The 13,162-nt window shown below is 70.2% G+C and carries 11 protein-coding genes and 4 pseudogenes; 8 read left to right on the top strand and 7 right to left on the bottom strand.

The genetic code is table 11. The annotated features are described in order from the left end of the window. Nucleotides 1-37: 37 nt before the first annotated feature. Nucleotides 38-520 (bottom strand): DUF6214 family protein, encoded by a 483-nt coding sequence (locus CES90_RS45565; RefSeq protein WP_189788668.1) that lies wholly within the window; start codon nt 518-520, stop codon nt 38-40. Between the two features lie 227 nt (nt 521-747). On the opposite strand from CES90_RS45565, the gene CES90_RS45560 reads away from it, so the two are divergent. Next, nucleotides 748-2,094 (top strand): FAD-dependent oxidoreductase, encoded by a 1,347-nt coding sequence (locus CES90_RS45560; protein ID WP_189788669.1) that lies wholly within the window; start codon nt 748-750, stop codon nt 2,092-2,094. Between the two features lie 37 nt (nt 2,095-2,131). Next, on the top strand, nt 2,132-3,523 hold the full coding sequence (locus CES90_RS45555) for a nucleobase:cation symporter-2 family protein (RefSeq protein ID WP_229914541.1): 1,392 nt from the start codon (nt 2,132-2,134) through the stop codon (nt 3,521-3,523). Here the strand turns inward: CES90_RS45555 and CES90_RS45550 are convergent. The 4 genes from CES90_RS45550 to CES90_RS50860 form a co-directional block, all read right to left on the bottom strand. After that, nucleotides 3,459-4,757, bottom strand: coding sequence for an SGNH/GDSL hydrolase family protein (locus tag CES90_RS45550; protein WP_229914542.1), 1,299 nt, complete (start codon nt 4,755-4,757; stop codon nt 3,459-3,461). The genes CES90_RS45555 and CES90_RS45550 overlap by 65 nt on opposite strands. A gap of 185 nt (nt 4,758-4,942) precedes the next feature. Beyond that, a complete protein-coding gene (locus CES90_RS45545) occupies nt 4,943-6,289 on the bottom strand; it encodes an extracellular catalytic domain type 1 short-chain-length polyhydroxyalkanoate depolymerase (RefSeq protein ID WP_189788671.1) in 1,347 nt (448 codons plus the stop codon). 24 nt (nt 6,290-6,313) lie between these two features. Next, nucleotides 6,314-6,556, bottom strand: coding sequence for a non-reducing end alpha-L-arabinofuranosidase family hydrolase (locus CES90_RS45540; RefSeq protein WP_208921628.1), 243 nt, complete (start codon nt 6,554-6,556; stop codon nt 6,314-6,316). A 93-nt stretch (nt 6,557-6,649) separates the two neighbouring features. Beyond that, nucleotides 6,650-7,054 carry a hypothetical protein gene (locus CES90_RS50860; protein WP_232791385.1) on the bottom strand — a complete coding sequence of 135 codons (405 nt, stop codon included), beginning with the start codon at nt 7,052-7,054 and terminating at the stop codon, nt 6,650-6,652. Between the two features lie 455 nt (nt 7,055-7,509). On the opposite strand from CES90_RS50860, the pseudogene CES90_RS45535 reads away from it, so the two are divergent. Next, nucleotides 7,510-8,442, top strand: a pseudogene (locus tag CES90_RS45535) (pectate lyase family protein). Nucleotides 8,443-8,485: 43 nt separating this feature from the next. Further along, nucleotides 8,486-9,268, top strand: a complete 783-nt coding sequence (locus tag CES90_RS45530; RefSeq protein ID WP_189788672.1) for a pectate lyase — start codon at nt 8,486-8,488, stop codon at nt 9,266-9,268. A 121-nt stretch (nt 9,269-9,389) separates the two neighbouring features. On the opposite strand, the gene CES90_RS45525 is transcribed toward CES90_RS45530, so the two are convergent. Continuing rightward, a complete protein-coding gene (locus tag CES90_RS45525) occupies nt 9,390-9,971 on the bottom strand; it encodes an Rv1733c family protein (RefSeq protein ID WP_189788673.1) in 582 nt (193 codons plus the stop codon). 237 nt (nt 9,972-10,208) lie between these two features. Here CES90_RS45525 and CES90_RS45520 point away from each other — a divergent pair, with 237 nt between their 5' ends. Both CES90_RS45520 and CES90_RS45515 read left to right on the top strand, forming a co-directional pair. Beyond that, nucleotides 10,209-11,303, top strand: a complete 1,095-nt coding sequence (locus CES90_RS45520) for a WD40/YVTN/BNR-like repeat-containing protein (protein WP_189788674.1) — start codon at nt 10,209-10,211, stop codon at nt 11,301-11,303. A gap of 149 nt (nt 11,304-11,452) precedes the next feature. Next, nucleotides 11,453-11,707, top strand: a pseudogene (locus CES90_RS45515) (transposase); the annotation flags it as partial. 233 nt (nt 11,708-11,940) lie between these two features. Here CES90_RS45515 and CES90_RS45510 read toward each other — a convergent pair. Continuing rightward, a pseudogene (locus CES90_RS45510) lies at nt 11,941-12,330 on the bottom strand (IS5 family transposase); the annotation flags it as partial. Nucleotides 12,331-12,337: 7 nt separating this feature from the next. Between CES90_RS45510 and CES90_RS45505 the strand changes: the two are divergent. Both CES90_RS45505 and CES90_RS45500 read left to right on the top strand, forming a co-directional pair. Next, nucleotides 12,338-12,892 (top strand): annotated as a pseudogene (locus tag CES90_RS45505) (FAD-dependent oxidoreductase); the annotation flags it as partial. Further along, nucleotides 12,846-13,079 (top strand): hypothetical protein, encoded by a 234-nt coding sequence (locus CES90_RS45500; protein WP_189788578.1) that lies wholly within the window; start codon nt 12,846-12,848, stop codon nt 13,077-13,079. The pseudogene CES90_RS45505 and the gene CES90_RS45500, both read left to right, overlap by 47 nt. Nucleotides 13,080-13,162 lie beyond the last annotated feature (83 nt).

The raw sequence follows: 13,162 nt of genomic DNA, 5'->3' as shown, positions 1-13,162 counted from the left end.
CCGCCCCGTGTCCGCGCCCGGCCGTGGGGGCGTGGGCTCAGCGCCGGGCGTGGCGGGGCGTCAGCAGGCCCGCGTCCCGCGCCCCGGCGATCAGCCTGAGCGACCGGCGGCGGCTGTGCCCGGTCGCCCACATCACCGCGAGCACCGGGTCGCAGCCGGACCGCTGCGCCGCCAGATACTCCTCGGCCACCAGCCGCCGCCCCTCCACGCCGTGCGGCCACACGGGCCTGGCCCGGCGCGCGGGCCGGGCCCTCGACGGGTGTTCGTACGGCGACGCGTCGGCCGGCTCGGGCGCCGCGCCGCACGCCTCGAAGAGCGGACCCTCGATCCAGTCGGCGAGCTCCGCGAGGTCGTCGAGGGACAGCGGCGGCTGGGCCCGTACGTCCTCCAGGGACAGACGCCCCTCGGACACCACGGCGAGCATCTCGACCCTGGCCCCGTCCGGGAAGCTCAGCCGGGCGGTGAACCATGCCGTGGCACCGCCCGCTTCCCGCACCTTCCACGCGGGCCGCACGGACACCGCGCCATCCCGACAGTGGCGATCAGAAAGATTAAGAAAGAAAGCTTCCATCACATACGCAACGTAAGCGAATGATCACATTCGCTCCGCCCAGCCACGCGCCGAGGGCGCGCCCGGCACCCCGACGGCGCAGCGCCCCCCTCCGCGCCTGAAGCTCCCCTCCCCTCGCGCGCCTCGCGGTGCGATCCTTGAGACATCAGCGATCTCCTCGCGTAGGGAGTTCCGCCGTGCTGCGTGTCGCCGTCATCGGTTCGGGCCCGAGCGGGTGCTACACCGCCCAGACCCTCGTCCAGCAGGATCCCGACGTGCGCGTCGACGTCCTGGACCGGCTGCCGTGCCCCTACGGCCTGGTGCGTTACGGCGTGGCGCCGGACCACGAGAAGATCAAGTCGCTGCAGAACAATCTGCGCACCGTGCTGGAGCACGAACGCGTCCGCTTCCTCGGCGGCGTCCCGGTGGGCCCCGATGGCGTGCCGGTGGCGCGGCTGCGGGAGCTGTACCACGCGGTCGTGTACTGCGTGGGCGCCGCAACCGACCGCCGGCTGGGCATCCCGGGCGAGGAGCTGCGCGGCAGCTGGTCGGCGACCGAGTTCGTCTCCTGGTACAGCGCGCACCCGGACGCCGTGGGCTGTGCCTTCGAGGGGTCCGCCCTCAGCGCCCGGTCCGCGGTCGTGATCGGCGTCGGCAACGTCGCGGTGGACGTGACCCGCATGCTGGCGCGCGGCGCGCCCGAGCTGAGCCCCACCGACATGCCCCAGGCCGCCCTCACCTCGCTCGCCGCCAGCGAGGTCACCCACATCCACATGGTGGGCCGCCGCGGCCCCTCCCAGGCCCGCTTCACCACCAAGGAGCTCCGCGAGCTGAGCACCCTCCCGGACACCCGGGTCACCGTCAACCCGGCGGAGCTGGAGCTGGACCCGGCGTATGGGGACCCCTCCGCGCTCCCCGCCCCACAACGCCGCAACGTGGAGGTCCTGCGCGGCTGGGCCACCGCCCCGCCCGCCGAGGGCCGCCACCGCATCCGCCTGCGCTTCTTCCTCCGCCCCGTCGAACTCCTCGCCGACGGCGACCGCGTCTGCGGAGTCCGCCTGGAACGCACCGCACCGGACGGCCACGGCGGCGTCACCGGCACCGGCCGCTACGAGGAGATCGAGGCCCAGCTCGTCCTCCGCTCGGTCGGCTACCGCGGCGTACCACTCGAAGGCCTCCCCTTCGACAACGACCACGGCACGGTGCCGCACCTCGCCGGGCGTGTACTGCGCGACGGCACGGCAGCACCGGGCGAGTACGTGGCCGGCTGGATCAAGCGGGGCCCGACGGGAGTCATCGGCACCAACCGCCCGTGCGCGAAGGAAACGGTGACGTCACTGCTGGAGGACGCCTCCGAGCTCGTACGACGAGAGGTGCCGGACGATCCGCTGGCGGCGCTGAGTGCGGAGGGCTGCACACCGGTCGAGTGGTCGGGATGGCAGGCGATCGAGAGGGCAGAGGCAGCGCTGGGCGCGTCGCTGGGCAGGGGCGTGGTGAAACTCCCGGACTGGGAGTCACTGATGACCGCCGCCCGCGACTCCTAGCAACACCCCAGAAATCAACAGACTGTTCAATCCCCCTATGGTCTCGCCCGTGGAATCACCCACCCACCCCGTCGACGAAGTACCCCCCGTACGCCAACTGGCCGCCTTCGGTCTCCAACACGTCCTGGCCATGTACGCCGGCGCGGTCGCCGTCCCCCTGATCGTCGGCGGCGCGATGCGACTCCCACCCGCCGACCTCGCCTATCTGATCACCGCCGATCTCCTGATCTGCGGCATCGCGACGCTCATCCAGTGCGTCGGCGTATGGCGATTCGGCGTCCGGCTCCCGATCATGCAGGGCTGCACCTTCGCGGCCGTATCCCCGATGGTGCTGATCGGCACGGAGGGCGGCGGCCTCCCCGCGATCTACGGATCGGTGATCGTGGCCGGACTGGCGATCATGCTGCTGGCGCCGGTCTTCGGCAGACTGCTCCGCTTCTTCCCGCCCCTCGTCACCGGCACCGTCATCCTGATCATCGGCCTCTCCCTGCTGCCGGTGGCCGGAAACTGGGCGGCCGGCGGCGTGGGCGCCGAGGACTTCGGTGAGCCGAGGAATCTGGCACTCGCGGCCTTCGTCCTCCTGGTGGTGCTCGGAGTGCAGCGCTTCGCCCCGGTCTTCCTCAGCCGTATCGCGGTGCTGATCGGCATCGTCGTGGGGCTCGCGGTCGCGGTGCCGTTCGGTTTCACGGACTTCGGCGGGGTGAAGGAGGCCGACTGGCTGGGCATCAGCACGCCGTTCCACTTCGGGGCGCCCACGTTCGAGGTCTCGGCGATCGTGTCCATGCTCGTGGTAGCCCTGGTCACCATGACGGAGACGACCGGTGACCTGATCGCCGTCGGCGAGATGACCGACCGCGAGGTGAAGCCGCGCTCCCTCGCCGACGGGCTGCGCGCCGACGGGTTCTCCACGGTCCTCGGCGGTGTCTTCAACACCTTCCCGTACACGGCGTACGCGCAGAACGTGGGCCTGGTCGGCATGACCCGCGTCCGCAGCCGCTGGGTCGTCGCGGCGGCCGGCGGGATCCTCGTCCTGCTCGGGCTGCTGCCCAAGCTGGGCGCGGTGGTCGCGGCGATCCCGGCACCGGTGCTCGGCGGAGCAGGGCTGGTGATGTTCGGTACGGTCGCCGCGAGCGGACTGCGCACGCTGGCGCGGGTGGACTTCCAGGGCAACGGCAATCTGACGATCGTGGCCGTCTCGGTGGCCGTCGGCATGCTGCCGGTCGGGGTGCCGACGGCGTACGAGAAGTTCCCGGACTGGTTCCAGACGGTGATGAACAGCGGCATCAGCGCGGGCTGTCTGACGGCGATCGTGCTGAACCTGCTCTTCAACCACCTTCCGGCGAAGGCAGGTTCACTTCCGGCGCTCACGTCCGCCGAAGCAGGCGCAGGGGAACCGACTCGGCCAGCACCCGATAGCCCTCGGGGTTGAGGTGCAGCCAGTCGCCGTCGTGGAGGGCCGGAAGGAGGCGGCTCGGGTGGTCGGGGTCGCGGACCGCGCGGTCGAAGTCGATGACGGCGTCGAAGCGGCCGCTGGTGCGGATCCACGTGTTGACCGCCTGCCGTGCCGCCTCGCGATGCCCGGCCGTGTCGTCGTAGAGGGTGTTGCCGTCGAACGGCAGCAGGGTCGCGCCGTAGACGTCGATGCCCTGGGCGTGCGCGCGGACGACGATCTGCTCGTAGGCGGCGATGAGGTCGGCGGTGACGCGCTCTTGGGCGGCGGGGGTGGCCTCGGCCGTGCCGATGTCGTTGATGCCCTCGAAGACGATCAGTTGTTCGACGGCGCTGTGGGCGAGGATGTCGCGGTCCAGTCGGGCGAGGGCGTTCGGGCCCAGGCCGTCGTTGAGGACGCGGTTGCCGCCGGCCGCCTGGTTCACCACCGCGATGTTCCTGGTGCCGGGTTTCTCCTGGAGACGGCCGAAGAGCTGGTCGGGCCAGCGGTTGTTGCCGTTGGTGGTGGAGCCCCGGCCATCGGTGAGCGAGTCGCCGAGGACGGCGACCGCGGTCGTGGCGGGCCGGGAGAGCACCTCGACATCGCTGAGCAGATACCAGTGGTTGGTGGGGGTCGCGCCGGGGAGGTCCTCGGCCCGGGTGTGGTCGCCGTGCCGGAGGTAGGAGGTGGTGCGGGAGCCCGGGTGCGAGGTGAGGGCGAGGGAGGCCTGGCCCTCGGCGAGGTACGCCGTCACGGTCAGGGTGGAGCCTGGTGCCAGGGTGAAGTCCAGGGGGTCCGAGACCACTTGGGCGCCGACGGGCACAGTCGTGGACTGCCGCCCGCTGAACGTCACCGTCCGGGTGGTGCCGGGCTCGATCGCCCCGACCCCGGCCTGCCCGCCCAGCGGGAGCGCCACGGTCACCGCGGTCAGCGGCAGCGCGGTGCCGCCGAAGGCGTTGGAGAAGCGCAGCCGGACGCGGTCGCCACCGGTGGTGACATGCACGGTCTGCCGCAGCGTGGTGTCGACGAGTACGGCCCGGTCACCGGTGAACGGCGCGGGCGGCATGTTCCCGGGCTCGGTGAGCTGGGGCATCGCGGACCAGGTGTTCACCCAGTGCCGGGCGGCCGCCGCCGCGTCACCGGCCCCGGCGTCGCGCTGCGGGCTCCCGACGAGGGCCACCACCGCGGACGAGGCCACCACAAGGCTCAGAGCGAGGATACAGACGGCGATCAGGTGGGGGAGGGATGCCCTTCTCGACGCCTCGGACGGCTGGGGGCTACTGGACAACTCCACGGGCGAGAGCCTTTCTCGGTGCGTACGGAACATGAACGTGAGCCGGGGTCGCGGAACACGGACGGAGCCGGGCGCACGCCGGGTGGCGCGCGCCCGGAGGGACGGTCAGGACGCGTCAGGACGCGTCAAGCGGTCGTACAGGCGGTGCCGTTGAGGGCGTACGCCGTCGGTATGGCGCTGTTGCCGGTGTGGCTCGCCTGGTAGCCGACGCCGACGCTCGCGCCGGGAGCGATCGCGGCGTTGTACGAGACGTTGGTCGCGGTCACAGCGCCGCTGGTCGGGCTGTACGTTGCGCCCCAGCCGTTGGTGATGGTCTGTCCGGCGGGCAGGGTGAACGCCAACCGCCACCCGTTGATCGCCGTCGTACCGGTGTTCGTGATGGTCACCGAGGCGGTGAGGCCCGTGTTCCAGGCGCTGGGGGTGACGGTCACCTTGCAGGGGCCCGCCGGGGGTTGGGGCGCGGGACCGGAGCTGTTGAGGCCGAAGAAGGTGAGGACGCGCTCACCCATGCCCCAGGCGTACACGTTGTGTCCGGTGCCCTGGAGGCTGATGGCCTCGACGGGGGCGCGGTCACCGGTGCCGCCGTAGCGGGTACGGGTCCAGTTGGACTGGGGCGAGTCGGTGACGGCCGGTGTCTGGCTCAGACCGTGCACGTTGGTCCACTGCTTGATCTCTTCGCCGAAGTTGGGGTAGCGCAGGACGTCGTCCGCGGTGCCGTGCCACAGCTGCATGCGCGGCCGGGCTCCGGTGTAGCCGGGGTAGGCGCCCCGGACGAGGTCGCCCCAGGCCTGCGGGGTGCGGGTGATCGTGCCGTTCGCGCAGTCGCTGTTCCACTCGGAGCCGTTGGTGGTGGCGAAGCAGGCGAAGGGCACACCCGCGAACGCGGCGCCGGCGGCGAACACGTCGGGGTAGTCGCCGAGCAGGACGTTGGTCATCATCGCGCCGGAGGAGATACCGGTGACGAAGATCCGGTCGGTGTCGGCGGCGTAGGTGCGGACCGTCCAGTCGACCATGGACTTGATGCCCACCGGGTCGCTGCCGCCGCTGCGGCGCAGCGCCTGCGGAGAGGCGACGTCGAAGCACTTGCTGCTACGGGTGACGGAGGGGTACACGACGATGTAGCCGTACTTGTCGGCGAGTTGGGCGTACTCGGTGCCGTTGTACATGGCGGGCCCGGAGCCGGTGCAGTAGTGCACGGCCACGAGGATCGCCGGGTTCGCGGTGACGCTGTCCGGTACGTACAGGTACATCTGCAGATTGCTGGGGTTCTCGCCGAAGCCGGTGATCTGGGTGAGCGCCGCCCGGGGTGCGGCCTCGGCCCTCGCGGCGGGCGTGGCCCACGCGTCCGGCGCCGCCGCGGCCGTGGGCGCGGTGAGGAACGTGGCCACGAGGAGCGGCACCAGCGCTCCGAGGAGTGCGGCGAGTACGGTACGCAGCGGTCTCCGCGTGGTGGTGTGGGGGGTGACGGACACGTCGTCGTACCTTCCTGTGAGGGGTCAGCAGGAGGAACTGGTCTGGGTGAGCAGGCCCAGCCGGCACGGGTTGATCTTCTGGGTCTGGTCGACGCCGTCGCGGATCAGGTCACCGTGGCTGAAGTCCACGGTCCAGGCGGGTTGTCCGGCCTCGAAGGTCGCCTGGGTGAAGCGGATGAAGGGGTTGCCGGCTACTCGCCGAGGAGCGTGAACGAGGACGGTTTCATTCGACCGTGTGATCCGGGACGCCGGGTACGGCGCCGGCATGCGAGGCCCCCGCTCCACCGGAGTGATGGTTCGGGGCCTCCCCGTCGCCTCTGCCCTTAACCACATGGCCAGGTCGTAAGGGGGCAGCGTTCATCAGCGGCCTCCGGCCGCGGGGTGGGCCTCCCGGGCCCGGACCACGGACAGGATCCGTATCGCCGCCCCGGGGTCGAGTACGCCGGGGAGCAGTACGCCCAAGACCGTTCGGGGCGTGCGGCTGAGCGAGCTCACTTCTGCCCAGTCCACAGGAACGGTTGGCCTCGGTCTCCGCCAACGGCGTCCAGGAACCGCCGATGCCGTCGGCCGTCGCGCCCTCGGTGCCGGCTTGAGGAAGATCAGCGGGCCGGTCGAGGACCATCTGAACGAACCGGGCAGCGGGCCCGCGCCGCCGCTACGGGAGACGTCGGCGACCGCCCGGCCGGGGGCCGGCGCGGTCAGGCCGACGGTCGGTAACGCCAGGACCAGTCCGCTGATGAACGTACGCATACGTGGAGTCGCCATCGACTCACCCTCTCGGCAGGGAAGCGTCCGGCGAGCATCGTGGCATGCACATGGCCGCCCTGGAAGCGCTCCCACACGTCGAAAGAATTCGCTCACGCCGCCCATCGGGGGCGGCCGTCCTGACCCACCAGGGCTGACCACCCTCCCCACCGGTGGTACCTGAATGCATTTTGCGCAAAGCGTTGACTAGAAAGCGCTTGCCCTCTACGTTCCGTTCAGCAGTGTGAACCAGTTGCGCACCACTCCGCGTGTGGGCCGACACGCGACAGCACCCCATCCTCCTGGGGCTGCCCACCTTCTGGGACACCGAGGACCCCACCTCGGCGACTCCCGCCGCTTGCACAAATCAATATGGCGAACACTGTTCATGTACATGGCCCATCAGCCCTCCCCGAAGGGACGCACCCGCATGCGTACCGTTCCCCCCACGTACACAGGCGCAAAGATCAGTCAGGGTGGCCGCCGCGGCCGCCCTGGCGACGGCCGCCGTCCTCGCCCTGCCGCAGTCCGCGGGGGCCGCGGAGACCGCGCCGATCGGCTACGGCGCCGGGACGACCGGTGGCGGCAGCGCCACCCCGGTCACGGTCTCGACACTCGCCGCCTTCAAGACCGCCGTCACCGGTGACGCGGCCAAGGTCGTCCGCGTCAGCGGACTGATCTCGCTGAGCGGTCAGGTCGACATCGGTTCCAACACGACGGTGCTGGGCGTGGGTTCGTCATCCGGTTCACCGGCGGCGGCCTGCGGATCAAGGAGGAGACCAACCCCGTCCTCCGCAACCTGAACATCAGCAAGCCGGTCGCGCCCGCCGACGGCGTCACCGTCCAGGAGTCCACGAGGGTCTGGATCGACCACAACTCCTTCTCGGCGGACCGTGATCACGACAAGGACTCCTACGACGGGCTGCTGGACATCAACCACGGCTCCGACCACGTGACGGTGTCCTGGAACACCTTCAAGGACCACTTCAAGGGATCGCTCGTCGGCCACAGCGACAACAACGCCTCCGAGGACACCGGTCACCTGAAGGTGACGTACCACCACAGCCACTTCGGCAACGTGTACTCGCGGATCCCCAGTCTGCGCTTCGGCACAGGGCACTTCTTCAACAACTACGCGGACGGCGCCGACACCGCTTGCCACTCGCGCAGGGGCGCCCAGACGCTCGTGGAGAACAACGTCTTCCGCAACACGAAGATCGCGGTCACCACGAACCGCAGCAGTGACGTGGACGGCTACGCCAATCTGCGCGGCAACGACCTCGGCGGGGCCGCCACCGAGGTCTCCCAGGTGGGGTCGTTTCACCACCCCGCCGTACGGCTACACCGCGGAGTCCGCCTCTTCCGTCGTCGCCTCGGTGACGTCGGGCGCGGGCGCCGGGAAGCTCTGAGAACCCTCCCCCCATCCGCTCGGACAACAGAAGGAATCGGGACATGACTTCTGCAGCACGTCCACGCGCGCGTGCACGCGCGATGACCGGGACGGTGGCCACCTTCGGCCTCTCGTTTGGCATGATCATGACCACCGGCGCCACTCCGGCGAACGCCGCCACCTGGCCGACGCCCACCAACAGCCAGCCGGTGAGCTCCACCATCTCGGTGTCCGGCACCAGGGACGGCGGCATGGTGCGCTACTACGGCAGCGGCAATCTGGCCGGTGACGGCCAGGAGGAGGGCCAGGACCCGATCTTCAAGCTCGCGGCCGGCGCGACCCTGAAGAACGTCATCATCGGCGCGCCCGGCGCCGACGGCATCCACTGTGAGGGCAACTGCACCCTGCAGAACGTGTGGTGGGAGGACGTCGGCGAGGACGCGGCGACCTTCCGCGGCGGCTCCACCTACACGGTGACCGGCGGCGGCGCGAAGAAGGCGGCGGACAAGGTCTTCCAGCACAACGGGCCGGGCACCCTGAACATCTCCAACTTCGCCGTCAGCGAGTTCAAGACGCTGTACCGCTCGTGCGGCGACTGCTCCACGCAGTACACGCGCAAGGTGAACCTCAACAACATCGAGGTGACGGGGACCGGCTCCACCGCACGGCTCGTCGGCATCAACGTCAACCGGGGCGACGTGGCGACGCTGCGCAGGATCACGATCCTCAACGACAGCGGCCGCAAGGTCATCCCGTGCCAGAAGTACAACAACAACACGGCGGTCGGCACGGGCCCCGACAGCACCAACTGCCTGTACTCCACGTCGGACATCACCTACAGGTGAGACCGCTCATCACTCACTGGTGAGTCCACTGCGGCGGCCGGACGGAGCCTTCCCCCACGGGCCTCGTCCGGCCGTCGGACGTCAGCCGGTGCCGTGACCGACGGTCCTGCCGGTGGGCCGTTCACCAGGTCTTGCGCGCCCACAGCGGGCCGATCAGGGCCCACTCCTCGTCCCACTGGTCCATCCGCCGCCGCTCCAGGCGGCCGCGTACGAGTCTGCCGCCCACGTAGGGCACGGCCGCGACGCACATGCCCGCCAGACCGCCGACGAGCCCTGCGCGCAGCCGGGCCTGGGACTCACTGGCGGGCTTGGTGACCAGGCGGCCCTCGGTGTCCGTCCAGACGGTGACCTGGGTGCCCATCAGAGTGGCGGGCTCGACCCGGGCCTGGCCCTGGCGCTCGGAGCCGTCCGGTGCCGTCCAGCGCACCTTCGCCCACACCTTCTCGGCCCCCGGTCCGCTGGTGGCGGACGGCTCGGGCGCGTCCTGGGTGAGGAGCGCGGCGGTGGGGTGCCACTCCGCACGCTGCCGGGCGAGACCGGACTCGACGGACTCCGCCGACAGCAGTCCGGCGATCACCCCTCCGCACACGGTCAGCGCCCAGGCGGCCAGCACCACCCAGGACTCCAGCCGGTCGCTGCGCCGTTTGAGCGGGTTGCGCCGCCATCGCCACAACCACACCTTCGGACCACGGAATGCCACCATCGGGGGCACCCTCCCTCACGCACGCAGGACAGCCGAACCTCTCTCCCATACGGCGGCGCTCCCCGCACTGCTCATGCGACGTGGGTCACGCCGCCCGGACCCGACTCCCGCGCCGCCCGCCGCTTCCTCGCTCACATGGCCGCTGACCTGCGGTAAGAGCGTCTCGAGGGGTGACTGTCAGTGGTGGGGTGCAGACTGGCCCGTGACTGAGACGACGATGTCCGGGAGGTGGTCGGCATGACCGAGGTACTGCTCACCGTAGGCACGCGCAAAGGACTGTTCATCGGGCGGCGGCGAGGCGGCACCGGGGGTGTTTGGGAGTTCGACGACCACCCCTACTTCAACGCGCAGGCCGTCTACGCGGTCGCCATCGACACCCGCGCGGACACACCCCGGCTGCTGGTCGGCGGCGACAGCACGCATTGGGGCCCTTCCGTGTTCCACTCAGACGACCTGGGCCGCACCTGGACCGAACCGCCGCAGCCCGCCGTCAAGTTCCCCAAGGACACCGGCGCCTCCCTGGAGCGGGTGTGGCAGCTGCACCCCTCGGCCGCCGAGCCGGACGTGGTGTACGCGGGCACGGAGCCGGCCGCGCTGTACCGCTCCGAGGACCGCGGCGAGACCTTCGAGCTGGTACGGCCGCTGTGGGAGCACCCGACCCGCGACAAGTGGTCCCCGGGCGGTGGCGGCGAGGGGCTGCACACCATCCTCACCGACCGGCGGGACCCGCGCGCGCTGACGGTCGCCGTCTCCGCCGCCGGGGTGTTCCGCACCGAGGACGGCGGCGCGAGCTGGTCGCCCTCCAACTCCGGCGTCTCCGCGGTGTTCCTGCCGGACCCCGACCCGGAGTTCGGGCAGTGCGTGCACAAGGTCGCCCGGGACGCGGTGACCCCGGACCGGCTGTACCTCCAGAACCACTGGGGTGTCTACCGCAGCGACGACGCGGGCGCGCACTGGACCGACATCGGCGAGGGCCTGCCCTCCACCTTCGGGTTCGCCGCGGTCGCCCATCCCCGGCGCGGGGACACCGCGTACGTGTTCCCGATCAACGCGGACTCCGACCGCGTCCCGGCCGACCACCGCTGCCGCGTCTTCCGCACCGCGGACGCGGGCAAGAGCTGGGAGCCGCTCTCGGCGGGGCTGCCGACGGAGGACCACTACGGCACGGTGCTGCGCGACGCGATGTGCACGGACGGCGCGGATCCGGCGGGGGTGTACTTCGGCAACCGCAACGGCGAGGTGTACGCGTCGGCCGACGACGGCGACAGCTGGCGGCAGTTGGCGGCGCATCTGCCGGACGTGCTGTGCGTGCGTGCGGCGGTGATCGGCTGAGGCGGACGAGAACGAACAGGAAACGGGAACGGAAACGAGAAGCGGGAACGGGAACGGGAACGGGAACGGAAACGGAAACGAGAAAGCGTGGTCGCCAACGGGGGTTCTCGTCACGCGCGTCACTCGGTGAACCTCGGTACCGACCGTTCGTCGAACACGGCGCGAAGCTCGGGGTCGATGTCGAAGTCGTCGATAAGAACCCCGGAACTCGCGGATTCCACGTCCTGAAAAGGCGCTGGGTGGTGGAGCGGAGTATCGGCTGGATCATGATGCACCGGCGCCTTGCCCGTGGCTACGAGACCCTCTCCGTCAGCTCCGAAGCCATGATCCACATCGCATCGATCGACAACCTCGCCAAGCGCATAACGGACGAGACCACACCAACCCGGCGAGGAACTCACTAGGACATAAGCGGCAACTCGGCTAGATCAAACGCCCTCTTAGTGGGCGGTTCGTGAGTCTTTGAGTGGTTCTGCTGTCGCCTGATGGTGTGGCGGCGGGGCGGAATCTGCCGGTCCGCGAAGCTCGCACGTCCGGTTCGGAGGGAGGCCACGCGGAAAAGGATCAGCTCGCAGCTGGTACCTCGCCGCGTGGCCGACCCTACTCCCAAGCTGCACGACTTCCTTAAGACGTCGTCTCATTTGGTGAGTCTGCGATAGCAGATGAGGCTGCAGGCGATGGCTGTGAAGGCCAGGAAGTGTTCGGCCTTGTGTTCGTAGCGGCGGTGCAAACGGCGGCAGCCGCCCAGCCAGGACATCGTGCGCTCGATCGTCCAGCGGTGCCGGCCAAGCCGGGTGGAGGACTCGATGCCCTTGCGGGCGATGCGGTGCCGGATGCCTCGCTTGCGTAGCCAGCGACGCAGGTGGTCGCAGTCGTAGCCCTTGTCCGCGTGGAGCTTGGCGGGTCGTCGCCTGCGCGGGCCGCGGCGGGAGCGGATCGGCGGGATGCCGCGGACCAGTGGCTGGAGTGCCTGGCTGTCGTGGAGGTTCGCGCCGGAGATGCCGATGGACAGGGGTAAACCGGTCCGCTCAGTGGACGTCGACGACCGACACCCCGAGATCGCCGAGCTGGTCGGCTCGGGCAGCGCCCACGCAGCCGATGGCGAACGCAGCCTGTTCGCCCAGCGCAACAGCGGAAACCAGATCCGCGTCTACATCATCCAACGCCTTCCAGTCGACGGGATCAGCGCCAAGGGGCTGACCGCCGAGGACACCGATGGCATCCGCGCCGTGCTGCGCGACGAGTACGCGCACTGGTCGCCCTGCATGCGCCAGATGATCAGCGAAAACGACGGCCTCTACATCCACCGCCCGATCTTCGTGCTCCCTGTCCCGCACACCTGGGACCACAACCCGACGGTGACCCTGCTCGGCGACGCCGCCCACCTCATGCCCCCGCTCGGCACCGGCGTCAACCTCGCCATGCTTGACGCCAGCGAACTCGCCCTCGCCCTCGCGAACGCAGCCACTGTCGACGACGCCATCCGCGTCTACGAGAAGACCATGCTCCCCCGCTCCACCGAGACGGCCCAGGCCATCGAACATGGCGGTCGGCGTGGGCGCCGACCCGCAGGAGTATCTCGACCGTGAAGGCGGCCAGAAAGCCGCACTCGACCAGCTTCAGCTCGTCATGCCACCGGTGGACGACGCCGGTGTAGGTCTCCACGCCCAGGACGACCGCGTTGGCGACGACGAGAGCGAAGGCACCGACGGCGAACCAGCGGGCCTCGGTCACCGCGCGGCAGCGGCAGGCCACGAGCCGACGGACGGCGGTTAAGCGTGTGATCCCGTCGTGTGCCATCGGGCGTCCATCATCATCGGGGTCCGTGGCTCCCTCACCAGCAGGTCGTACGGCCTTCT

The organism is Streptomyces capitiformicae (genome assembly GCF_002214185.1).
Lineage (GTDB): Bacteria > Actinomycetota > Actinomycetes > Streptomycetales > Streptomycetaceae > Streptomyces > Streptomyces capitiformicae.
Note: the sequence above shows the minus strand (reverse complement) of the source record. Positions and strands in the feature narration are given on the sequence as shown.

Excerpts from the sequence above, each read along its gene's own strand:
- CES90_RS45540 (WP_208921628.1), bottom strand. The coding sequence starts at position 6,556 with ATGCCGGCGCCGTACCCGGCGTCCCGGATCACACGGTCGAATGAAACC.
- CES90_RS45500 (WP_189788578.1), top strand. The coding sequence starts at position 12,846 with ATGGCGGTCGGCGTGGGCGCCGACCCGCAGGAGTATCTCGACCGTGAA.
- CES90_RS45525 (WP_189788673.1), bottom strand. The coding sequence starts at position 9,971 with ATGGTGGCATTCCGTGGTCCGAAGGTGTGGTTGTGGCGATGGCGGCGC.
- CES90_RS45520 (WP_189788674.1), top strand. The coding sequence starts at position 10,209 with ATGACCGAGGTACTGCTCACCGTAGGCACGCGCAAAGGACTGTTCATC.
- CES90_RS45555 (WP_229914541.1), top strand. The coding sequence starts at position 2,132 with ATGGTCTCGCCCGTGGAATCACCCACCCACCCCGTCGACGAAGTACCC.
- CES90_RS45530 (WP_189788672.1), top strand. The coding sequence starts at position 8,486 with ATGACTTCTGCAGCACGTCCACGCGCGCGTGCACGCGCGATGACCGGG.
- CES90_RS50860 (WP_232791385.1), bottom strand. The coding sequence starts at position 7,054 with ATGGCGACTCCACGTATGCGTACGTTCATCAGCGGACTGGTCCTGGCG.